General features: G+C 64.6%; 21 protein-coding genes. 5 read left to right on the top strand and 16 right to left on the bottom strand.

Translation table 11 applies throughout. The features are described from left to right. Positions 1–31 precede the first annotated feature (31 nt). From Q8R81_RS07130 to Q8R81_RS07140, 3 genes are all read right to left on the bottom strand, one after another. The gene (locus Q8R81_RS07130; protein WP_305616732.1) at positions 32–1369 is read right to left on the bottom strand and encodes a cytochrome P450; all 1338 of its coding nucleotides are present in this window, start codon (positions 1367–1369) and stop codon (positions 32–34) included. A gap of 77 nt (positions 1370–1446) precedes the next feature. Next, the gene (locus tag Q8R81_RS07135) at positions 1447–2673 is read right to left on the bottom strand and encodes an ABC transporter permease (RefSeq protein WP_305616733.1); all 1227 of its coding nucleotides are present in this window, start codon (positions 2671–2673) and stop codon (positions 1447–1449) included. Next, positions 2670–3647 (bottom strand): ABC transporter ATP-binding protein, encoded by a 978-nt coding sequence (locus tag Q8R81_RS07140; protein ID WP_305616734.1) that lies wholly within the window; start codon positions 3645–3647, stop codon positions 2670–2672. The genes Q8R81_RS07135 and Q8R81_RS07140 overlap by 4 nt, the downstream gene beginning before the upstream one ends. Before the next feature lie 235 nt (positions 3648–3882). Between Q8R81_RS07140 and queG the strand changes: the two genes are divergently transcribed. Further along, entirely contained in the window at positions 3883–4932 is a 1050-nt protein-coding gene (gene queG, locus Q8R81_RS07145; protein WP_305616735.1) for a tRNA epoxyqueuosine(34) reductase QueG, read from the top strand. Here the strand turns inward: queG and Q8R81_RS07150 are convergent. Then, positions 4929–6158, bottom strand: coding sequence for an NAD(P)/FAD-dependent oxidoreductase (locus tag Q8R81_RS07150; protein WP_305616736.1), 1230 nt, complete (start codon positions 6156–6158; stop codon positions 4929–4931). The two genes, queG and Q8R81_RS07150, sit on opposite strands and share 4 nt — an antisense overlap. Before the next feature lie 171 nt (positions 6159–6329). Between Q8R81_RS07150 and Q8R81_RS07155 the strand changes: the two genes are divergently transcribed. Then, positions 6330–7523 (top strand): serine hydrolase, encoded by a 1194-nt coding sequence (locus Q8R81_RS07155; RefSeq protein ID WP_305616737.1) that lies wholly within the window; start codon positions 6330–6332, stop codon positions 7521–7523. A gap of 3 nt (positions 7524–7526) precedes the next feature. Here the strand turns inward: Q8R81_RS07155 and Q8R81_RS07160 are convergent, their stop codons facing one another. From Q8R81_RS07160 to Q8R81_RS07190, 7 genes are all read right to left on the bottom strand, one after another. After that, positions 7527–8135: an ATP-binding cassette domain-containing protein gene (locus tag Q8R81_RS07160; protein WP_305616738.1), complete on the bottom strand. Its 609-nt coding sequence runs from the start codon at positions 8133–8135 to the stop codon at positions 7527–7529. Further along, positions 8125–8811 carry a molybdate ABC transporter permease subunit gene (modB, locus tag Q8R81_RS07165; RefSeq protein ID WP_305616739.1) on the bottom strand — a complete coding sequence of 229 codons (687 nt, stop codon included), beginning with the start codon at positions 8809–8811 and terminating at the stop codon, positions 8125–8127. The genes Q8R81_RS07160 and modB overlap by 11 nt, the downstream gene beginning before the upstream one ends. After that, on the bottom strand, positions 8811–9554 hold the full coding sequence (gene modA, locus Q8R81_RS07170; RefSeq protein ID WP_305616740.1) for a molybdate ABC transporter substrate-binding protein: 744 nt from the start codon (positions 9552–9554) through the stop codon (positions 8811–8813). Before modA ends, modB begins: the two co-directional genes overlap by 1 nt. Positions 9555–9656: 102 nt before the next feature. Continuing rightward, on the bottom strand, positions 9657–14327 hold the full coding sequence (locus Q8R81_RS07175; RefSeq protein ID WP_305616741.1) for an NAD-glutamate dehydrogenase domain-containing protein: 4671 nt from the start codon (positions 14325–14327) through the stop codon (positions 9657–9659). A gap of 238 nt (positions 14328–14565) precedes the next feature. Next, a complete protein-coding gene (locus Q8R81_RS07180; protein ID WP_305616742.1) occupies positions 14566–15558 on the bottom strand; it encodes an LLM class flavin-dependent oxidoreductase in 993 nt (330 codons plus the stop codon). Further along, positions 15555–16475, bottom strand: coding sequence for a tetratricopeptide repeat protein (locus Q8R81_RS07185; RefSeq protein WP_305616743.1), 921 nt, complete (start codon positions 16473–16475; stop codon positions 15555–15557). The genes Q8R81_RS07180 and Q8R81_RS07185 overlap by 4 nt, the downstream gene beginning before the upstream one ends. 7 nt (positions 16476–16482) lie before the next feature. After that, positions 16483–17217: an alpha/beta fold hydrolase gene (locus Q8R81_RS07190; RefSeq protein ID WP_305616744.1), complete on the bottom strand. Its 735-nt coding sequence runs from the start codon at positions 17215–17217 to the stop codon at positions 16483–16485. A gap of 307 nt (positions 17218–17524) precedes the next feature. On the opposite strand from Q8R81_RS07190, the gene thrS reads away from it, so the two are divergent. The 3 genes from thrS to Q8R81_RS07205 all read left to right on the top strand — a co-directional run bounded on the left by thrS (position 17525) and on the right by Q8R81_RS07205 (position 21412). Beyond that, on the top strand, positions 17525–19516 hold the full coding sequence (gene thrS / locus Q8R81_RS07195; protein ID WP_305616745.1) for a threonine--tRNA ligase: 1992 nt from the start codon (positions 17525–17527) through the stop codon (positions 19514–19516). Positions 19517–19675: 159 nt separating this feature from the next. Continuing rightward, positions 19676–20419, top strand: coding sequence for a sulfite exporter TauE/SafE family protein (locus Q8R81_RS07200; protein ID WP_305616746.1), 744 nt, complete (start codon positions 19676–19678; stop codon positions 20417–20419). A gap of 51 nt (positions 20420–20470) precedes the next feature. Next, positions 20471–21412, top strand: a complete 942-nt coding sequence (locus Q8R81_RS07205; protein ID WP_305616747.1) for a hypothetical protein — start codon at positions 20471–20473, stop codon at positions 21410–21412. Here the strand turns inward: Q8R81_RS07205 and Q8R81_RS07210 are convergent. The 5 genes from Q8R81_RS07210 to sufC form a co-directional block, all read right to left on the bottom strand. After that, the gene (locus Q8R81_RS07210; RefSeq protein WP_305616748.1) at positions 21409–21771 is read right to left on the bottom strand and encodes an iron-sulfur cluster assembly accessory protein; all 363 of its coding nucleotides are present in this window, start codon (positions 21769–21771) and stop codon (positions 21409–21411) included. The two genes, Q8R81_RS07205 and Q8R81_RS07210, sit on opposite strands and share 4 nt — an antisense overlap. A gap of 115 nt (positions 21772–21886) precedes the next feature. Next, positions 21887–22369: an SUF system Fe-S cluster assembly protein gene (locus tag Q8R81_RS07215; RefSeq protein ID WP_305616749.1), complete on the bottom strand. Its 483-nt coding sequence runs from the start codon at positions 22367–22369 to the stop codon at positions 21887–21889. Beyond that, a complete protein-coding gene (locus Q8R81_RS07220; protein WP_305616750.1) occupies positions 22366–23658 on the bottom strand; it encodes a cysteine desulfurase in 1293 nt (430 codons plus the stop codon). The genes Q8R81_RS07215 and Q8R81_RS07220 overlap by 4 nt, the downstream gene beginning before the upstream one ends. Further along, positions 23655–24392: a SufD family Fe-S cluster assembly protein gene (locus Q8R81_RS07225; protein WP_305616751.1), complete on the bottom strand. Its 738-nt coding sequence runs from the start codon at positions 24390–24392 to the stop codon at positions 23655–23657. The genes Q8R81_RS07220 and Q8R81_RS07225 overlap by 4 nt, the downstream gene beginning before the upstream one ends. After that, on the bottom strand, positions 24389–25132 hold the full coding sequence (gene sufC / locus Q8R81_RS07230) for a Fe-S cluster assembly ATPase SufC (RefSeq protein ID WP_305616856.1): 744 nt from the start codon (positions 25130–25132) through the stop codon (positions 24389–24391). Before sufC ends, Q8R81_RS07225 begins: the two co-directional genes overlap by 4 nt. Positions 25133–25134 lie beyond the last annotated feature (2 nt).

Raw genomic sequence — 25134 nt, forward strand, 5'->3', positions numbered from 1 at the left:
CAACCTGTCTGCAAGATTACCGCCTTTGCGGTTACCGCTTTTCAAGCATGACTTCCATCTTGCGGAAGCCGTGGACGAAGTTTGCCCGCACCCGTTCAACATCGCCTACCACACGCACGCGCATGCGGCGTTCGTGCATTTCTTCAAGCAGGATGCGCAGTTGCAGTTCGGCCAGACGCGCGCCCACGCAGCGGTGAACGCCATATCCGAACGACAGGTGCCGCCGCGCATTGGGCCGGTCGACGATCAGCTTGTCCGGGTTCTCGAACACGCTCTCGTCCCGGTTGGCCGAAATATACCACAGGATCAGCTTCTCGCCCGCCTTGATCTGCTGCCCGAACAGGTCTGCATCGGCCGTGGCGGTGCGGCGCATGTGCGCCAGCGGGGTGACGAAGCGCAGGCATTCCTGCACCGCATTGGGGATCAATGCGGGATTGCCTTCAAGCAGTTCGCGCTGGTCTGGGAACTGGTCGAGCGCGTGGACGATGCCCGACATGGTGTTGCGCGTGGTATCGTTGCCGCCCACGATCAGCAGCACCAGATTGCCCATGAATTCCTGCGGACTCATGTGGTTCATGGCTTCGGAATGAATCATCATCGAGATCAGGTCGCCCGAAGGTTCGGCGCGCATCCGTTCGGCCCACAGCCGCTGGAAATAGTGCGCCATCTCGCCCAGAAAGCCAAAGCGCGTATCGGCCAGATCCCGCGCCAGCGTCAGCTCCACATCGCCTGCCCAGTCTGACCAGAACGTCAGCAGGCGGCGGTCCTTCCACGGAAAGCCGAACAGCAGCGCCAGCATGCCGGTGGTCAGCTCGATGGAAACCTTGTCCACCCAATCGAACTTTTCGCCCCACGGCAGCGAATCGAGCACTTCGCCGGTGCGCTGGCGGATTTCAGCTTCCATCGCGGCCATCTTGCCCGGCGTGAAAGCGGGCGCCACGGTGCGGCGCTGGCCGGTATGGTCGGGCCGGTCCATTGCAATGAACATCGGCAATTGCCGTTCTGCCAGCACCGCCGGATCAACGTCTGACGGGGGATCGCCAATCGTGATGCCGCCATATTGCCACGAGGATGAGAACAGTTCGGGCAGCGATTCCACGTGCTGAATCGCCTTGTGATTCACCACGTTCCAGTATGGGCCATAGGGTGATTCGGGCACGTAATTGACCGGGGCTTCTGCCCGCATCTGCGCAAAGATCGGCTGCCAGCGATCCTCCATGTAGATGTCAGACCGGCTGACGTCCCATTTGTGGCTGTGTGCGGCGGCGCTTTGCGGATTGTCCCGCAACCACGCGCTGAAAGCTTCAATCGCGGTGGGCGAACTGCGGTAGGTGAATTGCTGCGCTTCGGGTGCAAGCTGCGTGGCCATTGGCTATCCTCCGTTAGGGGCCGCGTTGCTCACGCGGTCCTCCTCACGCTGATAAGCTGCCACAACCTACATTAATGTCAATAAGCCTTTGCACGTCGCAAGCGCGACCAGATGCTCCGCTTGGCGGTTGATGGCCCAGACTTCATCACGGTGCGGCGGAACAGTTGCGCGCCTGCCCGCACGATCACGATGACCCACAGCACCTGCCAGCCCAGCGCCACCACGTGCGGCCACACATCAGGATACTGCGCCGCCCGCGCCAGCATGGCGTAAGGCGAACTCACCGGGAAAATGATCGAGGCCCAGTCGATCCACGTGCCCGGCGATGTCAGCGCAAAGCTGGCAAAGAAGAACACCATCAGCTGGAACATCGATACCGGCATCGACAGCGTCTGCACCTCGCGCACGGTCGTCGCCATGCCGCCGATGGACAGGAACAGCGATCCCATCAGCAGATAGGCCATCGCGAAATAGAGGAAAGCCAGCGTCAGGAACAGCGGCCAGCCGACTGCCGGGACCGACATCGTGGGCAGATTGCGGGCGCCTGCCAGTACGATGGCACCGCCCACGCCGCCCCAGACCGCAATGCCGACAAGGCTGACGGCGAGCATGGCAAACAGCTTGCCCATGAACATCGCGTCCATCGGGATCGCGGCGGCCAGCACTTCGATGATCTTGTTGCCCTTTTCCTCGACCAGGTTGGACAGCACCATGCCCGCCAGCAGCATGGTCAGCAGGAACAGCATGACCTGCGCAGCTTGCGCGGTATAGATCTGCCCGGTCTTCACCTTGGCGACCGATGTGGTGACTTCCTCCACCGCTACTGCGGGATAGTCTGTCGGTGTGGCCGAACGCGCTCGGGCGGCAAGGTTGGATACCACGCCTACCCACTGCCGCGCCCGCTCACCCGGAGCGGTGAGCAGTGGCTTTTCCAGCGTGCCGCCAAGCACGGCGGAAACCGGGCGGTCGCCGTCGGCCAGCGCGGCGCGTGCATCGAATGTTTCGCCGGGCGCGATTTCGCGCAGGACCACGATCTCGGGGATCATCCCCGGCACGCGTCCTTGCAACTCTGTGCGCGCACCAAGCATCGCCCGCGAATCATCGGCGCTCATGGCAAGGCCGATGGTGGGGCGTTCCACGTTCTGCTGCACTTTGCCGCCGATGCTGCCTGCAAGCCCGCCAACCAGCACTGGAAACACCGGGCCGATCAGGAAGAAGATGAAGGTCTTGGAAAAGACCACAGCCACAAAATCACGCCGCGCAATGACCATCGCGGCGCGCAGCTTTTCAGCAAATCCGCTCATTTCGGTTCTCCCGCGCTTTCTTCGAGCGCCTTGGCCGCAGCCTCGCCTGCAATGGCGACGAAAGCATCGTGAAGCCCTGCGCGTTCGATGGACAGGCTGAGGATGCCCGCATTGCCTTCGATCAGCGCGCGCAGCAGCGGCTCCACACCGGTTTCGGGTAGAGTGAAGTGCCAGAACGCCCCTTCGTGCCGCGCATCGGCTGGCAAAGCCGCACGCCACACGCCATCCTGCGCGCGCGTTTCCAGCCGCACTTGCGGGCGCAGCCGGTCTCGCGCCACGTCCACCGGCCCGGCAAACGGCACTTTGCCGCCGGCGATGATCGCCACTTGGTCGCACAGCCGCTCGGCATGGGCGATGACGTGGGTGGAGAAGATCACCGTCGTGCCGCGCGCGGCCAGATCGCGGATCATCCGCTCCAGCTTGCCTTGGTTGAGCGCATCGAGGCCCGAAAACGGCTCGTCGAACACCACAAGATCGGGTTCATGCACCAGCGTGCCGAGAAGTTGCACGGTCTGTGCCATGCCCTTCGACATCTGCCGGATCTGCCGGTCTGCGGCATAGCCAAGGCCGTGCGCCTCCAGCAGTTCGCGCCCCTTGCGCCGCCCTTCCTTCAACGGCACCCCGCGCAATGCGGCAAGGAAGCCGATGGCTTCATAAGCCTTCATCGCGGGGTAAAGCCCGCGCTCTTCGGGCAGATAGCCGATGCGACGCGCCACATCGGTAGGGCGTTCATGCCCCAGTACGCGGCGATAGCCCTGATCGGGGTCGATGATGCCCAGCAGCATGCGCAAGGTGGTGGTCTTGCCTGCGCCATTCGGCCCGAGAATGCCGTAGATCGATCCCTTGGGCACCGAAATATCCACGCCATCAACGGCGGTAAAGCCGTCAAACCGCTTCACCAGCCCGCGCGCTTCGATGGCGAGTTCCGTCGAAGCAACTTCTACGCCGCCTGCGTCAATCCCGTTGCCTGTCAAAGGCCACTCCCCTAACTCAATCTTCACAGATCACGGCCCCGGCATGATGGATTAGACTCACATGTCAACACACCCGCCGTCACCCTGAACTTGTTTCAGGGTCCATTTCTTACCCACCACGGACAGAGTGTGGCGGCAGGATGGATGCTGAAACAAGTTCAGCATGACGGCTGATAAAGATGACAGCGCAAGGTCACTCCCTAGCGGCTGCGCATGAACGAGCGGGACAGCAAGTTTGGTTAACGGCGCGGTAGAAAGTCTGGAAGAACGACTGAAAGCCGAAGCCGCGCGCCTCGGCTTTGCTGCGTGCGGTTTTGCGTCCGCCGCCGACGATCCTGTGCTGGCCGAACGGCTGGAGCAATGGCTGGGAGACCAGCACCACGGCACGATGGAATGGATGGAAACCCGCCTCCACCACCGGCGCGGTCCGCAATCGCTATGGCCCGAAGCGCAAAGCGTGATCGCGCTGGGCATGAGCTACGCCCCCGCCGCCGATCCCCGCACGCTGGAAGACCACCCTGACCGGGCGCGCATCTCGGTCTATGCTCAGGGCGGCGATTATCACGATGTCGTGAAGCGCAATCTCAAAGCGCTTGCCCGCTGGCTGGTGGCTGAAGCACCGGGCGCACAGGTAAAGGTCTTCGTCGATACCGCCCCGGTCATGGAAAAGCCGCTGGGCCAACTGGCGGGCATCGGCTGGCAGGGCAAGCATACCAACCTCGTCAGCCGCACCCACGGGTCATGGCTGTTCCTTGGCGCAATCTACACCACGCTGGATCTGATGCCAGACCAGCCCCACGCAGACCGCTGCGGTTCCTGCACCGCCTGCCAGAGCGCCTGCCCCACACAGGCTTTTCCAGCGCCCTACCAACTCGATGCGCGGCGCTGCATTTCCTATCTGACTATCGAACACAAAGGTCCGATCCCGGACGAATTCCGCGCGGCCTTGGGCAACCGTATCTACGGCTGCGACGATTGCCTTGCCGCCTGCCCGTGGAACAGCTTTGCCGCTGCCGCACAGGCCAACCGCGCCTTCCTGCCCCGCGCGGAGCTGACTGCGCCAAGGCTGGCCGAACTGCTGGCGCTGGACGATGCCACGTTCCGCAAGGTGTTCAGCGGCAGTCCGATCAAGCGCATCGGGCGGGACCGATGGGTGCGGAACTGCCTTTATGCCGCAGGCAACAGCGGTGATGCCGCGCTGATTGCGCCGGTCACTGCATTGCTGGACGATCCTGACTCTGCCGTGGCGGATGCCGCACGATGGGCCTTGGAGCGGCTTGCCTAAGCCAGCATTTCCTTCAAAGGCACACCCGCGTCCGCCAGCATTTCAGGCGCGATGTGTGCGCGCGCTTCGACCAGCTTCTTGCCCTGCACATAGTCCTTGACCATGTTCACGCAGTCGAGCGCAATCACCTTGCCGCCCTTGAGGTAGACTACCGAGAACGACCGCGTGGCCGGATCGCCGCGCAGCACCGCGTTATCGTGGCCGGTGGAAAGGCCGACGGTTTGCAGCTTGAGATCATACTGGTTCGACCAGAACCACGGCGTGGCCGAATAGGCCACCGGTGCGCCACAGATGTCCTTCGCCGCTGTCGTCGCCATGTCATTGGCGTTCTGCACCGATTCCAGCCGGATCACTGCACCGTCGGCGAAATCGTTGGCATGGGCTGCGCAATCGCCGATGGCGTAAACGTCGGGCAGCGAGGTGCGGCAGAATTCATCCACGTCCACGCCATTCCCGCCCGCAGCCCCGGCGATCAGCAGCGGCCCGATGCAGGGCACGATGCCGATGCCCACGATCACGATGTCGGCGGGCACGATTGATCCGTCCTGCATTTTCACGCCGGTTACTTTGGTGCCGTCGCCCTCGATGCAGTCCATCGCTGCGCCCGTCCGCAAGTCCACGCCATGCGCGCGGTGTTCTGCCTGATAGAATTCCGAAAGCGCCTCTCCGGCCACGCGCGCCAGCACGCGCGGCAGCGCTTCCAGCAGCGTGACCGAGACATCGAATTTGGTCAGCACCGCTGCGGCTTCCAGCCCGATGTAGCCGCCACCGACGACCACAGCGCGCTTTGCCCCAGCATCAAGCTCGCGCATCAGCCTGTCGGCATCTTCCTTGGTGCGCACGGAATGCACGCCGACAAGGTCAGCGCCCATGCATGACAGCCGGCGCGGATCGCCGCCGGTTGCCCAGATGAGCTTGCCGTATTCGATCTCGGAACCATCACCAAGCTTGACCGTGTGCGCCGCCGGATCGAGTGAGACGACCTCGCTCGACAGCTTCATCTCGATGCCCTTGTCCACCCAGAACTGCGCCGGGCGGATGCAGATGCGTTCGAACGTCTTCTCGCGCGCCAGGTATTCCTTGGACAGCGGCGGACGCTCATAGGGAATCTCCGGTTCACGCCCGATGACCAGCACGCGGCCTTCAAAGCCGTTCTGGCGCAGCGCAATCGCTGCCTGCGCACCGCCGTGCCCGGCCCCCACGATGATGACGTCTGCGTGTTCCATGCGAATCCTCCCAGTTTCCATCTGCCGTTTGGCCAAAAGCGCCGTAGCGTCAACCGACCAGCGTCAAAAAGACCATCGCTGCCAAGCAAAGATCGTCGCTTGCACGCACGCCAAGCTGCGGTATGCTATATACCATAACACAAAACTGCCGGGAGTTGGGACACGATGCGCATGAAAGCCGCCAGAACCATGATCGCAGCCTCGTTGGCCGCGCTTTGCCTGCCCGCCAGCGCGGAAGGTCCGCCGCCGCTGCCGCAGGATCCGGTCATCGCCATGCGCCAACACTGGCTCGATGCCGACATCAACAGCTACAACTTCCGCAATTCGGCGCAGATCTTCGAAACGCGCACTGTCGCCAAGGGCGAACAGGTCTGGCCACTCGCCACCGGTCCTGCCGCCGCGATGCCCGCCGATTACGATGCATGGGCGCGCCGCACCTTCACCAACGCATTGCTGGTGATCCACGATGGCAAAGTGGTGTTCGAGGACTATCGCAACCGGACTGTGCCCGAGGACCGCTTCATCTCGTTCTCGATGGCCAAGACCATCACCGCCCTGTTGGTCGGCCTTGCGCTGGAAGATGGCAAGATCGGCTCGATCGATGATCCGGTCAGCCAATACGTGCCCGAACTGAAGGGCGGCGGGTACGAGGGCGTTTCGATCCGCCACCTGCTGCAGATGCGCTCGGGCGTGGCCTATGAAGAGCGCTACGATTTCGGTGCGAACCCCAGCCTCGCCGCGCTGATCCACATGAACGCCATCGTGGCCAACAAGGAGCGCTTTGCCGACCGCGCGCGCACCGTCGGCAAGGCCACCGCCCCCGGCAGCCGCTTCAACTACGCCACACTCGATACCGCCGTGCTCGGCTGGGTGCTGGAACGCGCCACAGGTGAAAAACTTGCCCCTTACATGAGCCGCCGCCTGTGGCAGCCGCTGGGCGCCGAGGCCGATGGCTTCTTCATCGCCGATGGGCCGGAAGGAGTGGGCCGCGAATTGTCCGGCATGGGTTACAACGCCCGCCTGCGCGATTTCGGGCGGATCGGGCTGATGCTGTTGAACAAGGGCAAGGTTGACGGGCGGCAGGTCGTGCCTGAAAGCTGGGTCACGCAGGCCACCACTATGGTGCCTTTCGATCCCACAGCGGCCAAGCCCACCCGCGATGCCTATGGGTTCCAGATCTGGAAGCTGGACGCAGAACCGGGTGCCTATTCCGCCATCGGCCTCGCCGGACAGTTCATCTATGTTCACCCGGCCAGCAATACGGTGATCGTCAAGCTCAGCCACTTCCCCAACCCGGAACCCGCAGGCGTGGTGGACGAGACGGTCAAGGGCTTCCACGCCATCATTGCCGGTCTGAAAAAGTAGCCGTCAAACTTCGATAATCGTCGCTGCGAGCCGCTCCACTTCGGCGCGGTCGTGGCTGACGTAGAGGATCGGCAGGCCCACTTCATCGCGCAATCGCTCGATCACGCGCAGCACGTCCTCGCGTCGCGCGCGGTCGAGGCCGGTCAGCGGCTCGTCCATCAGCAGGAAGCGCGGATTGCTTAGCAGCGCGCGCCCGATGGCCACACGCTGCGCTTCCCCGCCCGAAAGCGAGCGCGGCCAGCGGTCGAGCAGATGCGCGATGCCGAGAAACTGCGCCGCGTCTTCCAGCGTCATCAGGCCTTCGCCGCGCATCCCATAGGCGAGATTGGCGCGCACCCGCAGATGCGGGAACAGCCGCGCATCCTGAAAGACATAGCCCGCGCGCCGCGCCTGCACCGGCACGTCAACGCCGCTCGCGCTGTCGAACAGCACTTCGCCGCCCACCGCCACGCGCCCAGCATCGGGTTTCAGCAGCCCAGCCACCATGTTCAGCACCGACGTTTTGCCCGCACCCGAAGGCCCGAACAACGCGGTAAGTCCACCGCCTGTCTGAAACCCACAGGCCACCACGGTATCGCCAAGCCGCCGTTCCACCGCCACGTCAAAGGACATGCGTGGCCCTCCCCATACGCCGCGCCATCACTTCGGACACGACCAGCGCGGCGAGCGAAAGCAGCACCGAAACGACTGCCAACCGCGTCACCACAGCCTCTCCCCCCGGAACCTGAAGTGCACTGTAGATTGCCAGCGGCAGCGTCTGCGTTTCGCCGGGAATGTTGGAAACAAAGGTAATTGTCGCCCCAAACTCGCCCAAGGACCGCGCGAACCCCAGCACTGCACCCGCCACCACGCCCGGCAGCGCCAGCGGCAAAGTCAGTGTGCAGAACACGCGCCAGCGCGATGCACCCAGCGTCATCGCCGCCGCTTCCAACCGCAGATCTACCGCCTCAATCGAAAGCCGCATGGCCCGCACCATCAGTGGCAGCGCCATGACCGCCGCCGCCAGCGCCGCCCCGGTCCAGCGGAACATGAATGTCACGCCCAGCGTCGCCTCGAGCCAGCGCCCCGCCGGACCCTGCGGCCCGAAGGCCAGCAGCAGCAGCCAGCCTGTGACCACCGGCGGCAGCACCAGCGGCAGATGCACCACGGCATCAAGCAACACCAACCCCGCAAAGCGCCCGCGCGCCAAGACCCAGGCCAGCGCGAAGGCCAGCGGCAGGCACACCCCCACCGCCACCGCGCTGACTTTCAGCGAAAGCCAGACGATGCCCCAGATGTCAGGCTCCATCACCGACCGCCAAACCCGCGCCGCGCCAGAATCGCCCGCCCCTCGCGCGAGATCAGGAACCGCCGAAACGCGTCAGCCTCACGGTGCGCCGAAGCCTTGAGCAGCGCCACCGGATAGGTAATCGGCGGATGGCTGCCAGCCGGAAACACACCCACCACGCGCACGCCCTTCGAAGCTCTTGCATCGGTCGCATAGACGATCCCCAGCGGCGCAGCCCCGCGTTCGACCAGAGCCAGCGCAGCGCGCACATTCTCCGCCGCCGCCACCCTGCCCGCCACGCCGTTCCACACGCCGAGCGAAATCAGCGCCTCGCGCCCATAACGCCCTGCTGGAACCGCCGCCGGATCGGCCATCGCCAACCGCCCGTTGCCCAGCGCCCGCGCCAAGGGAAACCCGCGCCGAATGCCCAGTGTGACCTTGCTCGCAGCAGGCGCAATCAGCACCAGCCGGTTCTCGGTCAACCGCGCCCGCGTGCCCGCGCGCAGCAGGCCCTTGCCCTGCAGATACTGCATCCACTCTTCGTCAGCCGAGGCAAACAAATCGGCCCGTGCGCCAGCCTCAACCTGTCGCGCCAACGCAGAGGACGCAGCAAAGGACAACACCGGCCGCGCATGACCCTTGGCCGCCCAGCGATCCGCTGCATCGTTCAGCGCTTCCTGAAGGCTCGCCGCCGCCAGCACCAGCGGCCCGCGCGTCTGCGCTGCCACCGGGGTTTGGCCCGCCGCCATCAGAACCAGCGCCATAACAGCGCGGACAAGACCTCTCATGCAATCTCCGGCAAGCTATGTCCGGGCGTATATAGTACAAACGCGCCCCGACCAAGCTGTCTTGCCGTCCAAGCCGCCTTACCGCCCCAGCAACGTCCGCGCCTGACTTGCCACTTGGGCCAGCATGGCAGGTGCCACAGCCGGAGCCGCCTGCGCCCGTGCCACCAAACTGCGGAATTGCTTCACCGCCGCCGCATTCGCGCCCAGCCAGTCGCCCACGAACGTGTCGGGCGAAACGCCGTTTGAACGGGCCAGAAAGTCCAGCCGCATCTGTTCAAAATCGCGCGACAGCCCGGCCACCAGCAGGCGTTCCCACGGATCGGACGGGTTCATCCGCCGCGCCGCCTGTTGCGCCCAGTCCAGCCCGAGCGTTGCACCAAGATCGGCAAAGGCCCCGGTCAGCGCGGCGGCATCCACGTTCAGCTCGCCCGCCAGATGGGCGAGTCCCACCGCACCGTCCATATCGTAAAGATGCACCAGCCGCGCCGCGATGGCCGCAGGGGCACCGGCTGTTGCCAGTTCATCGGCCATCACCCGCGCCTGTTCCTGCGCTTCACCCCGCAGCAATTGCGCCGCCGTGTGCGAAAGCAGGCCCACGCCGCCAAACAGATCCTCGATCAGATCGCCCGGCTGCATCGAACCGTGCCCGGCACGCAGCACATCGGCAATATGCCCGCGCAGGCCCTGCGCCGTCCGCTCGAACAGCGCCAGTCGCAGTGTTTCAGGCATATCCGCCGTATCAAGCATGTCCCAGGTCTTGCGCAGATCCAGCAACCGCTCCGCCGCCACAAACGCCGCCGAAATCTGCGCCAGCGAAACGCCTTCCTCTTCGCACAGTTCGAAGGGCATGACCGGGCCAAGCCGGTTGATCACGCGGTTGGCCAGCTTGGTCGCGATGATCTCGCGGCGCAGGCGGTGGTGCGTGATCTCGTCCTCAAAGGCTTCCTGCATCTGCGGCGGGAAGGCCGCGATCAGTTCTTCCTCCAGCACCGGATCATCGACCACGGTGCTTTCCTCAAGCTCCCGCTGCAGCACCAGCTTGCTGCTGGAAAGCAGTACCGCCAGTTCGGGCCGGGTCAGCCCCTGCCCTGCCGCGGCACGCCGGGCGAGGTCTTCCGCGCCCGCCAACCCTTCGGTCTTGCGGTCCAGGTCGCCGCCCTCTTCCAGCACGTCGATCAGGCGTGACCACGATGGCATCGCCGCCGCCCCGCCGCGCTCGGCAATGGACAGCGCCAAAGCCTGAAGCCGGTTATCCTCCAGCACCAGATGCGCCACGTCCTCGGTCATCGACACCAGCAGTTCGACGCGGGCATCCTCGGTCAACTTGCCCGACCGCTTCGCCGCCGCCAGCGCGATCTTGATGTTCACTTCGTTGTCCGAACAATCGACGCCTGCCGAATTGTCGATGAAGTCGGTGTTGATCCGGCCGCCGTGGAGGGAAAATTCGATCCGCGCCGCCTGCGTGGTGCCCAGATTGGCCCCTTCGCCGATCACCTTGGCGCGCACTTCATCTGCCGAAACACGCACCGAATCGTTTGAAGGGTCGCCCACGTCGACGTTATTCTGGGTGCTGGCTTTCACATACGTGCCGATGCCGCCGAACCACATCAGGTCCACTTGCGCGCGCAGGATGGCGGTGATCAGCGAATCCGGGTCGATTTCCGCCACGTCCAGATCAAGCATCGCCTGAATCTCAGGCGAAAGCGGAATCGCCTTCATCGAACGCGGAAAGACCCCGCCGCCTGCGGAAATCAGGCTCTTGTCATAGTCGTCCCAGCTGGAGCGTGGCAGCGCAAACATGCGCGCGCGTTCGTCCCAGCTCTTGGCCGGATCGGGTTCTGGATCGAGGAAGATGTGGCGGTGATCAAACGCCGCCACCACTTTCAGTGCCTTGGACAGCAGCATGCCGTTGCCGAACACGTCGCCCGACATATCGCCGCAACCCGCCACACGCACCGACTCGCTCTGCACGTCCACGCCCAGTTCCAGGAAGTGCCGACGGACCGAAAGCCATGCGCCCTTGGCGGTGATGCCCATTGCCTTGTGATCGTACCCCTTCGATCCGCCGCTGGCGAACGCATCGTCGAGCCAGAAGTCGCGTGATTCGGCGATGGCATTGGCCACGTCAGAGAAAGTCGCCGTGCCCTTGTCCGCGGCGACCACGAAGTACGGGTCTTCGCCATCGCGCACCACCACGGCATCGGGATGGACCACCGCGCCTTCGACGATGTTGTCGGTCAGCGAAAGCAGCGTGCGGATGAATACCTGATAGCTGGCCTTGCCCTCGGCCAGCCAGCCTTCGCGGTCGCGCACGGGATCGGGCAAGTGCTTGGGATAGAAGCCGCCCTTGGCCCCGGTCGGCACGATCACCGCATTCTTCACGCGCTGTGCCTTCATCAGGCCGAGCACTTCGGTGCGGAAATCGTCGCGCCGGTCGGACCAGCGCAAACCGCCGCGCGCCACCGGCCCAGCGCGCAGATGGATGCCCTCAACGCGCGGCGAATAGACGAAGATTTCGCGCCACGGCAGCGGCTTGGGCAGGCCCGGAACCATTGCGGAATCGATCTTGAACGCCAGCGCCTCAGCCGCTGCAGGGGCAAAGGCATTGGTCCGCAGGATCGCACCCACCAGCGCGCGGAACTGGCGCAGCAGGCGGTCGTCGTTGATCGCGGCCACCCCGGCAAGGCCCGTCTTGATGCGCTCCTCAGCCTCGGCAAAAGCCGCATCGCGGTCACCGGTGACTGCCGGATCTTGGCGCGCCACGAACGCATCGATCAGCCCGCGCGTCACGGCAGGCGCGTTCTTCAGCGCTTCCACCACGGTCGGAATGCCAAAGGTCATGCCCGCCTGCCGCAGATAGCGGTAGAACGCGCGCAGCCAGTTGGCCTCGGTCGCAGTAAGGCCCGTGGCGACGATCAGGCGGTTGAACGCATCGTCCTCCGCCGCGCCATTCAGCACCGCCGCCAGCGATCCTTCGATGGATTCGGCGCGCGCCAGCAGATCGTCCACCGATGTATCCACCGGGTGCGAAACGAGGAAATCGTGGATGTAGCCCAGACGCCCGCCATCGAGCGGCGTCGGCATTTCTTCCAGCACGCGAAAGCCAAAGTTTTCCAGCACCGGCACCGCATCGGACAGCACGATGGCCCCTTCGCGCTGATACAGCTTCAGCCGCAATGCCAGTTCGCTGGTGTTGCGATGCAGGCGCGCGGCGCGGCGTGGGGCCTTGCTGCCCGAAAGCGTGCGCAGCACGCGGATGTCGCAGGCGGCCTCGGCTGGGCCGGATGCATTGCGATAGGAAATCGGGAAAGCATCGGCATAGCGCGCGGCGATGGCTGCGGCGCGCGAGGGTTCCTCGGTTGCCGCAAGTTCGGTTTCCACTGCGCCTGCCCAGCCGCGCACCATCGATTGCAATTGCAGGTCCAACGCATCTTCATCGACAGGGGCGTCTTGTTCGCGCACATCCAGCACAAAGCGCAGCATGGCGAGCGTGCTGCCGTCGACTTGCAGCGCCCAATCAAGCACTTGCGCGCCTACAGCGCTTTCCAGCATGGCCATGATCGAAAGCCGCACTTCGGTGGACAGCACATCGCGCGGCAGCCACACGAACGCGAACATATGCCGGGCCAACGGCGCTTCCACCAGCGCAAGGCGCGGGCGGGGGCGGTCCACCAGGCTCATCGTCGCGGTGACAACGCGCTCAAGATCGGCCTCGGCGAATGAGATCAACAGATCGTGCGGCAGCGCGGTCAAAGCATGGACCAGCGCCTTGCCGGCGTGGCCGTTGGGGGAAAATCCGAACTTGTCCATCAGCTCGGAAAGCTGTGTGCGCAGACGCGGAATGCGGTCCGGCGCAGCGCCCAGCGCGGCGCTGGTCCACACGCCCGCGTGGACGGAAAGCGCCACCACCGTGCCGCCCTCGATGCGCGGCACGATGAACAGGTCCAGCGGCACGCGGCGATGCACATTGGCGATGCGGTTCGCCTTGACGATCAGCGGCGCACGGCCCTTCCCGCTTTCAAACCACGCAAACGCGCGGGCATAGGACGAGGCGGCCAACAGGCTGCGGTCGCTCGCGCGGCAGATGCCTAGCGGCTTTTCCTCAGTGCCATCGCGCAGGCGAGTCACGCTGCCCAGTTGCGTGAGCATCCCGTCGGCCAGCCAGCGCAGCAGCGCCGCGCCTTCGGGATCGGCCAGCCCATCGGCATCGGCGCGCATCGCCGCCTGCATCATCGGCCAATCGGCGACGGCGGCGCGGACATCGGCCAGCGTTTCATCCAGCGCGGCAATCAGCGCGCGACGCTGGCGCGCATCGGCGCGTTCGGTTTCGAGGTAGACGATCGATTCGCGGCGCTCTCCGCTGGCATCGCCTGCCGGAAGATCGGTCAGCTTCCCTTCGGCATCGCGGCGCACGGCGGTGACGGGGTGGACCAGACGGTCGATGGTCAATCCTTGCGCAGTGATCGCAGAAGTAATTGAATCAACCAGGAAAGGCATGTCATCGTTGATGACCGCAATGCGCAAATGCCGCTCGGCACTGCCGGTTCCGCTGACGCTTTCGATGGCAATGGCCGGATCGCTGCCCTTGCGGATGGCAGCGGCCCCGGCAGCGAAGCGGGCGGCTTCGGCAAGGCGCGCGTTGTCGAAATCGCGGGCTTCATCGGGCAGCAGCGCTGCGGCGAAGCGCTCGGCGAGGGCGAAAGCGAGTGTGTCGGCGGGTTCGGACACGGTTGCGGATGTTGACGCCATGACGTTTTTCCGGCTCTCCAGCGAGAGAGGATTGTTACCCTCTCTTGTAATTATAGAATACAGTCTTGTATCATTGTTCCACATGCTAATCCAGACGGCGCGAAGCGACAAGTCCGGTTCACTGGCGTGGACGGCTTAACCTGCGGTTGTAACCCTTAGGGCGGATAATGGTGCCGCAGCGTTGCGTTTGCGTGTCGTGTTGTGCGCCCAAGTGCAGTTAGGTGCATCTAGGTGCTGTTCAGGAATGCACCGTTTCGCGGGCCGCTTCAGCCGTCAGCCGCAGCGATTTCAGCCGCGCCGCCTGATCGAAAATCGATGCCGCAGCAATCACTTCGTCCGCCCCTGTGCGTTCCTTGAAGGCATGCAGCCCCGCCCGCACCGTCGCTACCGTGCCGCAAGTGCTGACCTGCCGCACATGCTCCAGCATGGCGACCGCCTGAGGCGGGAGCGAATCGCGATAGCCGGGCACCGGCGGCCTAAGCTTCCCCGGCGTTCCGGTGCGCAGTGCAACAAAAGCCTGATCCATCGACGAGGCAAGCAACTGCGCTTCCTCGTCGGTATCGGCGGCCACCACGTTGATCGCGGCGGCGCAATAGGGCGCATCGAGGAACGCGGAGGGCTGGAACCGCTCACGGTAAATTTTCAGTGCTGCATCAAGGTGATCCGGCGCAAAGTGCGATGCGAAGGCATAGGGCATGCCGAGCATCGCGGCGAGCTGCGCACCGAACAGGCTGGATCCCAGAATCCACATCTGCACCTTTGCGCCCTTGGCCGGATAGGCCTGCAGCGGCACCCGCGCATCGCCTGCAAACAGGGCCTGCAGTTCCACCACGTCCTGCGGAAAGTCCTCTGCGGCTCGGTTCGTGTCCTTGTGCAACGCGCGCATGATGCGCTGGTCGGCACCCGGCGCACGGCCCAGCCCAAGGTCTACGCGGCCCGGAAACAGCGCGTCGAGCGTGCCGAATTGTTCAGCGATAACAAGGGGGTTGTGGTTGGGCAGCATGATCCCGCCCGCGCCGATGCGGATGGTTTTGGTGTCCCGCCCGATATGCGCCAGCGCGACGGCGGTGGCCGCTCCGGCCAGACCTTCCATCCCGTGATGCTCGGCGACCCAGTACCGTTCGAACCCGCATTCGTCGGCTACGCGTGCCGCTGCGGCAGAATTGTCGAGCGCTTGCCGCGCCGTCCCACCCTCGACCACGCTGACCAGATCGAGGATGGAGATTTTCATGGGTTGGGCTTTTCGGTTGTTGGAGAAGTACTTGATGTAGGCGCAGGCCCCAACTGTTCAAGGTAGCTTTTTGCAACCTTTCCTGCCTCGCCCTCGCCATCCACGGCCACGACCGATTCCCACGATTTGCGCGCGGCCTCATCCCGGCCTGAAAGCACGGCGATCACGCCTGCTTCAAGCCCGATGCGGGGATCGCGCGGATCGTATTTGCTGGCGATTTCAATGTCACGCTGGGCGCGGGGGAGATCGTCCGTGCGGCGCGCCAGTGTGGCCGAAAGCAGCCAGCCTTCAGGCGCTTCGGGCGTAAGGCGATGCACTTCATCGAGCGCCGAGGCTGCCTCGGCGTTGCGGGCCAACGCCACCAATGCGCGCGACCGGTCGAGCTGGATTTCGGCCAACGCGGGATAGTCTGCGCCGCCCTGTACAGCCACCGCGCGGTCCAGCCAGCCCAGCGCATCCTCCGGCTTTCCGGCGGCGAGCGCTGCGTTGCCCGCCATGCCCATCAGCGGCACGGCGGCCACTTCCTGCTCCTTCGGCACGCCCGCGATGGCTTGCGCAAAGGCTTCCAGCGCGCCAGCGAAATCGCCCGCGTTCGAGCGCAACATGCCAAGGCACTGGTTGGCGCGGACCTGCTGGCCGGTGTCGCGGCTTTCGCCCAGCCATGTCTGCACTTCGACCATCGCGGCATCGGGATTGGTCTTTGCCTTGGCAAGACAATCGGCAAGGCGGTCCTGTTCAGGCAAATCGGGGCGCTCCAATCCAGCCGCGCGTTCTGTCTCGCGCTGCTGTTCCGCGCTGCGGCGGCGCGGGATGGGCAGGTCCGAAGGGCGCATCGGCATGGTGGCCGGGCCGATCTGCATGAGCGAGGCCTCCTGCACTTGTTCCATTGCGAACAAGGGGGGCGGCAGATCGATCATGGGCGTCCTATCCTTCAAGGTCGGCAAGTTCGCGCAAGAGCAAAGCAATATCGACCGCACGCGAAAGCCGGTGATCGCCGTCCTTGATCAGGTGGACCTGCACATCGGCTGAACGCAAGGCGCGGGCGAGGCGCAGCGAAATGTCCCACGGCACATCGGCATCGGCCTGCCCGTGGAGCAGCCGCACCGGACCATCGAAAGCAATTTCCCCGCCCAACCGCCGGTGCTTTTCGCCATCGGAGAAGAACCCGGCATGAGTCGGCGTCGGCTCCGGCCCATAAGGATTGTCCTCATGGATCGTGCGGCCCGATGCGAGTTCGATCCGCTGCGACTGGGAAAAGCCCCATTCGGTGAAATCGGGCGCGGGCGCGATGCCGACGAGGGCCTTGGCGCGTTCACCCAACGCTTCGGCAATCAGCAGCATCAGCCAGCCGCCCATGCTGGAGCCGACCAACTGGACGGTTTCGATGCCCAGATGATCGATCAGCGCCACAACCTCGTCCCGCCACTTTGACAGGCGACCATCGGCAAAATCCCCGTCGCTCTGCCCGCAGCCGGTATAGTCGAGCAAAAGGCAGGCACGGCCCCTGCGCTGCGCCCATTCCATCACCGCCTGCGCCTTGCTGCCCGCCATGTCGGACATGTAGCCGGGGAGGAAGACCACTGTGGGAGCGGTGCCGGGCAGGTGGCGAAAGGCCATCTGCTGGCCCGAGGGCAGGGTGAAGCGGGTTACGTCGGTCATGCCCCCAGTCATGGCGCGGGGGCTGCGCGGGGGCAACAGGCAACAGAGTAATGACTTCGCAGCGAATCCTCGCTAAACACCCCAACATGGCACTGCGCACCACCCGCACACCAACCACTACCCCCGCGAGCCGGGGGCGGTCGCTGCTGGCATAAAGCCTGCCGCGATGCCGCCGCCCGGTTCGGGTGAGTTTGTGCATCGCCTCCCGAACCGACTTCAAATCCGATGCGCGCCCTTTCGGTGGCTGCGTTCCTGTGGCAAGGCACCGGCGAAATCGCGTTAGCCAGACCGCTTTAGAGAGTCCTGCATGTCCGAACTGCTGAAGATCACACTGCCCGATGGTTCCGTGCGTGAAGTTGCGCCGGGGAGCACTCCGGCTGATATTGCCGCTGCGATTGGTCCCGGTCTTGCCAAGGCGGCGCTGGCGGCGAAGGTGGATGGCGAACTGGTCGATCTTTCGCGGCCTTTCACGGCTGACGCGCAACTGGCGCTGGTGACGGCGAAGGATGAGGCTGAGGCGCTGGAACTGGCGCGGCACGATTTTGCGCATATTCTGGCCGAAGCGGTGCAGGCGCTGTTCCCGGGCACGCAGATCACGTTTGGGCCGAGTACGGACGACGGATTCTATTATGACTTTGCGCCTGCGGACCGGCCCTTCACCGAGGAAGATCTGCCCGCGATCGAGGCGCAGATGCGCAAGATCATCGGCGCGAACAAGCCGCTGCGGCGTGAAGAATGGAGCCGCGAGCAGCTGATTTCGCGCTGGAAGCAGCAGGGCGAGAGCTTCAAGGCGGAATGGGCGGCGGAACTGCCGGGGGACGAGCCGCTGACGGTTTACTGGTCGGGTGATGACTGGCTCGACATGTGCCGGGGGCCGCACTTGCCTTCGACTGGCAAGCTTGATCCCAATGCCTTCAAGCTGACGCGCGTTTCGGGAGCCTATTGGCGCGGGGACCAGAACAACGCGATGCTATCGCGCATCTATGGCACGGGCTGGCTCAACAAGAAGCAGCTTGATGCGCACATGACGCGGCTGGAAGAGGCGGCCAAGCGTGACCATCGCAAGCTGGGCAACGAGATGGACCTGTTCCATCTGCAGGCCGAGGCGCATGGATCGGTGTTCTGGCATCCCAAGGGCTATCTCATCTGGCGCGAGCTGGAAGCCTATATGCGCCGCGCGATCGATGGTGCGGGCTATCGCGAGGTGAAGACTCCGCAGGTGATGGACGCGCGCCAGTGGGAGCAGTCTGGCCACTGGGGCAAGTATCGCGAGAACATGTTCGTGATCCCCGATGAAGTGCCGAATGTGGATGACGAAGGCCCGGTTATCAGCGGTGAGGCCGACTGGATGGCGCTGAAGCCGATGAACTGCCCGGCGCACGTGCTGATCTTCCGGCAGGGGCTGAAGAGCTACCGCGATCTGCCGATGCGGCTGTATGAAAACGGGTGCTGCCATCGCAACGAACCGCATGGCGCGCTGCATGGGCTGATGCGCGTGCGGCAGTTCACGCAGGACGATGCGCACATCTTCTGCCGCGAGGACCAGATCGTGGACGAAGTGCAGGCCTTCTGCGAACTGGCCGACCGCGTCTACAAGCACTTCGGCTTTACCTATTCGATCAAGCTGGCGCTGCGCCCGGAAAAGCGCTTCGGCACCGAAGAGATGTGGGACATGGCCGAGAGCGAGTTGCGCGCCGCCGTGGTGCGCGCGGGACTGGCGACTGAGGAATATGGCTGGGAAGAACTTCCCGGCGAAGGCGCGTTCTATGCGCCCAAGCTGGAATGGCACCTGACCGATGCGATTGGCCGCACCTGGCAGGTCGGCACGATCCAATCCGATCGCGTGCTGCCCGAGCGGCTGGACGCGAACTATGTGGGCGAGGATGGCGAGAAGCACCGCCCGGTGATGCTGCACCGCGCGATCTTTGGGTCATACGAACGCTTCATCGGCATTCTGATCGAGCATTTTGCCGGGCGTCTGCCGGTGTGGCTGGCGCCGGTGCAGGCGGTGGTGGCGACCATCGTTTCGGATGCGGATGACTATGCAACAGAGGCGCTGGCCAAGCTGAAGGCGGCGGGTATCCGCGCCGAGAGCGACCTGCGCAACGAGAAGATCAACTACAAGGTGCGCGAGCATTCGGTGGCCAAGGTTCCGTACCTGCTGGTGGTGGGCAAACGGGAGGCCGAGGAAGGCACCGTGGCGATCCGCATTCTGGGCGAGCAGCATCAGAAGGTGATGCCGCTGGACGAGGCGATTGCCTTGCTGCGCGGTGAGGGCCTTGCGCCGGATCTGAAGTGAGCTTTTGAAGCGCTCGGCTGACCTTTCGCATCCTACCCGGCACGGGGAGGGGGACCATGCGCAGCATGGTGGAGGGGGTTATCCGCCACGCGCCGTGTTTTGGGGAGAACCCCCTCCACCACCCGTCGGGCGGTCCCCCTCCCCGTGCCGGGGAGGATGATGCTCGGCCTTCCCATCCTGTCGCTTGCACTGTGCGCGCTGGCGGCATTCGTTGCCGCCTTTGTGCGCGGGCTGGCGGGGTTTGGCATGGCGATCCTGCTGGTGCCGCTGATCGGGCTGGTGATCTCTCCGGGGGAGGCGGTGGTCGTCTCCAACATGCTCGGGTTGCTGATCGGGCTGGTCGGCGCGCGCAAGGTGTGGAACGCGGGCGAGAAGAGCGCCGGGGTGATCGGTGGGACCGCGATGCTGCTGACGCCGGTGGGGCTGCTGGTGCTGTTCGCCACGCCGCCGGGGCTGGCGCGGGTGCTGATTGCGGGGGTGGCAATTGCGGCATTCCTGCTGGTGCTGCTGCCCGCCAAGCCGGGGCACGCGCCCGGTGCAGTGGAGACCGGGTTGACCGGGGCGGCGGCGGGGCTGCTGACGGGCTTTGCCGGGATGCCGGGGCCGCCGGTGGTGCCATACTACTTGCGCCGTCCGATCCCGCGTGAAGTGGCGCGGGCTTCGATGCTCACGGTGTTTCTACTGACCTCGATTGCCAGCACGGTGGCGGCTTTGGCGCTGGGGCTGGCTTCGTGGCGCGATGCGTTGTTCGCGCTGCTGTTGTTCGGGCCGGTGCTGGCGGGCAATCATCTGGGCAGCATGGCCTTCGGCAAAGTGAGCGATGCGGCGTGGCGGGGGTTTGTGGGATTCCTGCTGGCGATGTCTGCCTTGATGGCCGTAGTGCGGCTGATAACGCCAAATTAAGCGCTTTCCCGTATCTCATCGTTCGATTGGACGCTTGAGGGACCGACACGCATGACCTTGCACTTCCGCGCTCTGGCCGCACAGGCCTATGAGGACAGCGCGATCTCCGCACAGGAAATTATGGCGCTGCGCCGCGCCGCGTGGCCCGATGGCAAGATCGATCCCGAAGAGGCCGAGGCGATCTTCATTCTGAACGACCAGATCGAAGCGCCAACACGCGAATGGTCGGACTTCTTCATCGAGGCGCTGGTGGAGTTCGTGGTGAACACCGCCGCGCCCAAGGGCCACATCTCGGTCGAGAATGCACGCTGGCTGATCGAGCGCGTTTCGCACGATGGCAAGGTGGGCAGCCTGACCGAGCTGGAACTGCTGGTGCGCGTGCTGGAAAAGGCCGAATCCGCGCCTGATGGGCTGCGCGTCTATGTGCTGCAGCAGATCGAGCGCGAAGTGTTGACCGGTGAGGGGCCGACGCGTGATGGCGGAATGCTCGATCCCGGCAGCATCACGGCCGCCGAATGCACGCTGATTCGCCGCACAGTCTTTGCTTCAGGCGGGGACCGTCCTGCGGGTGTGAGCCGGCGCGAGGCAGAGATGCTGTTCCGGCTGAAGGACGCCACGCTGGGTGCGGACAATGCGCCTGCGTGGGAGCGGCTGTTCGTGCAGGGCGTGGGCAACTACCTGCAGGGCTGGAACGGCGCGAAAGGCCTGACGCGCGAGCGCGCAGCCGAGCTGGAAGCGTTCATGAATGATCGCAGCAGCCATATCGGCAAGTTCTTTGGCCGCATGGCCCGGACCGATGTCAGCAGCTTTGCGCAGGCGCTGCGCGACGTGGGCTTTGGCCGCAAGCAGCCTGAGCGCGACGTGTTTGGCGAAGCTGCGCAGGATCACGCGGTGACCGATACCGAAAGCACGTGGTTGCAGGCGCGGATCGATGCGAACGATGAGGTAGACGCGCTGGATCAGGCTCTGCTGAAGTTCCTGGCTGAGGCCTAAACCGTAAAGCTTTCACCGCAACCGCATGCACCCTTGGCGTTGGGGTTCTGGAACACGAAACCGGCGGTGAAATCGTCTTCCTGCCAATCCATCGTGCTGCCGATCAGGTAGAGCACCGAGGCGCTGTCGATGAAGAACAGGCCGCCGGGGGTTTCGATCTTTTCGTCCAGCGGATCGGCCTGCGTCACATAGTCCACCGAATAGGCGAGGCCCGAGCAGCCCCGGCGCGGGGTGGACAGCTTTACGCCGATCGCGCCTTCGGGGGCGGTGTCCATCAGGTGCGTGACGCGCGCCTCTGCGCTGGCCGTGAGGATCACGGCGGCGGGGCGGGGGCGGCGGACTTTCACTTCGGTGTTCATTTCAAAATCTCCCCCCTCCCGCAGGCGGGAGGGGTCGGGGGAGGGCCTGTTCAATATAGGGATGGTTCGGGCCGCTGCCCACCCCCAACCCCTCCCGCCTGCGGGAGGGGAGCTACTACAACATTCCCAGCTCAAGCTTGGCTTCGTCGCTCATCTTGGCAGGATCCCACGGCGGATCCCAGACGAGATTGACTTCAGCATCGCGCACGCCGGGCACTGCCGAAACGCGCAGTTCCACTTCGCCGGGCATCGATTCGGCGACCGGGCAGTGCGGGGTGGTGAGCGTCATGTTGACGGTGACATCGGCATCGGGGGACACTTCGACGCCGTAGATCAGGCCGAGGTCATAGATGTTGACCGGAATTTCGGGGTCGAAAATCTCTTTCAGCGCATTGACCACGCCTTCGTAGATATCGCCGCCTGGCTCTGCGGGAGAAACGGGCTCGGGCTTGGCCGCAAGGAAGCCTTCGAGATAGTCGCGCTTGCGTTCGAGTTTGTCGGCAGCCGATTCCTCTGGTGCGTCTTCCACGAAGGCACGCTTGGGGGCGGCAACCGCTTCCACTTCCTCAACCACGAATTTGGATTCGTTCTCGCTCATCCGAAGATCCTCTTGGTCCTCTCGATGCCGCGCACGAGCGCGGCAATATCGCTTTTATCGCTGTAGATGCCGAAGCTGGCGCGCGCCGTGGCGGGCACGCCAAGGTGCGCCATCAGTGGCTGCGCGCAGTGGTGCCCGGCCCGGATCGCCACGCCTTCCTCGTCCAGAATGGTGCCCAGATCGTGCGGGTGGACGCCTTCCAGCGCGAAGCTGAGGATGCCGGCGCTGTCCTCTGGTCCGAACAGGTGGATGGAATTGAACGCCTGCAGCGCTTCGCGGGCCTTGGCCACCAGCGCGCACTCGTGCGCATGGATGGCGCGCAATCCCAGCGCTGTGACGAAATCGGCTGCTGCGCCAAAGCCGATGGCTTCGACGATGGCGGGCGTGCCGGCCTCGAACCGCTGGGGGGCGGGAGCATAAGTCGTGCGTTCGAAGGTGACCTTGTCGATCATCGCGCCGCCGCCTTGCCACGGGGGCATGGCGTCGAGAATCTCGGCCTTGGCCCAGAGAGCGCCGATACCGGTTGGGCCATAGAGCTTGTGCGCGGAGAAGACGTAGAAGTCTGCATCCAGCGCCTTTACGTCCACGGTCAGGCGGGCGACCGACTGGCAGCCATCAAGCAGGATCTTTGCGCCGACATTGTGGGCGAGCGCGACGGCGCGGGGCGCATCGAGGACCGAGCCGAGCACGTTCGAGACGTGCGCGAAGGACACCAGCTTGTGCGCAGGCGTAAGCATCCGTTCTGCTGCATCGAGATCGATCAAGCCGTCTTCGGTCAGCGGGCAGACGTCGATGTCCACGCCAGTGCGATCACGCAGCATCTGCCAGGGCACGATATTGGCGTGGTGTTCGAGCGTGGATATGAGGATGCGGTCGCCCGCCTTGAGGTTCTGCTGCCCCCACGTGTGCGCGACGAGGTTGATCGCCTCGGTCGCGCCGCGGGTGAAGACGAGTTCGTTTTCCTGCCCGCCGATCAGCGTGGCAACCTTGCGGCGCGCGGCTTCGAAGGCCAGCGTCATGTCGGCCGAGCGGGCATAGACGCCCCGATGGACGGTGGCGTAATCGCTGCCGAGCGCGCGGGTCATGGCGTCGATCACGACTTGCGGTTTTTGCGCGGTGGCGGCGGTATCGAGGTAGTGCCAGCGGGTGCCGTCAGGGTTGACGAGGCCGGGCCACTCTGCCGCTTGCTCCCCCGCGAAGGCGGGGGCCTCGGGAGAGGTGGCGCTTGATTGCCTGAGGCCCCCGCCTTCGCGGGGGAGCAGGGTGGTGTTGGTGGCGGGCTGCGTCACAGCATGGCCTCCAGCGCCTTTAGCGCGGTGTCGGTCAGGGCTTCCTCGTCCGCCGCACCGACGAAAGCTTCGGCGATGAAGGCTTGCAACATCAGCTTCTTGGCCTCGGCAGGCGGGAGGCCGCGCTGGGCGAGGTAGAACAGGCTTTGCGGATCGAGTTCGCCCACGGCGCAACCGTGCGCGCACTTCACATCGTCGGCGTAGATTTCGAGTTCGGGCCGCGCATTGGCGGTGGCAGTGCGATCGAGCAGCATCGCGCGGATCGATTGCGAGCCGTCGGTGCCGATGGCCCCGCGCGCCACGGCCACTTTGCCGAGGTAGGTGCCGGTGGCATGGCCAGCGAGAACCGAGCGCACGACTTGCGTTGAAATCGCGTCAGGTTCTGCGTGGATGACCTGCGTGACGACTTCCACCGTCTGGTCACCGCCTGCAATCTGCGCTGCGCCGAGGTGGAACTTTGCTGCCTTGCCCAGCGTGACGGTTACGGAGAGGCGGCCATAGGCGGACCCGGCGTTGAGCAGGCGCAGGTCAAATTCTGCACCGTCTTCCAGCGTGATGGCAATGTCTTGCGCGGTGTCGTTCGCGCCATCGAGGATCACCGCGAGCGCGCCATGCTCACCCGCTGCAACACGGATGTCCTGCACAGGCACCGGCCACAGCGGTTCCAGCGCGGTAAGATCGGCGTAGCGGTACGCCTCGTCCCGGCGCGTTGGCAGGGTGACCGCCTGGGTCATGCCGCCACGGCCTCATAGCCATGCTCTTCGAGTTCGAGCGCCAGTTCCGCGCCGCCGGTCTTGACGATGCGGCCACCGGCAAGGACGTGGACGAAATCGGGCTTCACGTAATCAAGCAGGCGCTGATAGTGCGTGATCAGCAGCACGGCCTTGTTTGGCTTGCGCATGATCGCGTTGATGCCTTCGCCGCAAATGCGCAGCGCATCGATGTCGAGGCCGGAATCGGTTTCGTCGAGGATTGCCAGCTTCGGATCGAGAATGCCCATCTGCACCATCTCGGCGCGCTTCTTTTCACCGCCCGAAAAGCCGACGTTTACCGGGCGCTTGAGCATGTCCATGTCCATGCGCAGCAGCGCGGCCTTTTCTTTGGCGAGCTTCAGGAATTCGCCGCCGGAAAGCGGAGCTTCCCCGCGCGCCTTGCGCTGGGCATTGGCAGATTCGCGCAGGAACTGGACGAAGGAGACGCCGGGAATTTCGACCGGATACTGGAAGCCGAGGAACAGGCCAGCGGCGGCGCGTTCGTGCGGTTCGAGGTCGAACAGGTCCACACCATCCAGCGTGGCGCTGCCGCCGGTCACTTCATAGCCGGGACGCCCGCCGAGCGTGTAGCCCAGCGTGGATTTCCCCGCGCCGTTCGGCCCCATGATCGCGTGGATTTCACCCGCGTTGATGGTGAGCGACAGGCCCTTGAGGATCTGCTTGTCGGCAATGGTGGCGGAGAGGTTCTGGATGTTGAGCATGG

Source organism: Novosphingobium sp. (assembly GCF_030696665.1).
Classification (GTDB): Bacteria; Pseudomonadota; Alphaproteobacteria; order Sphingomonadales; family Sphingomonadaceae; genus Novosphingobium.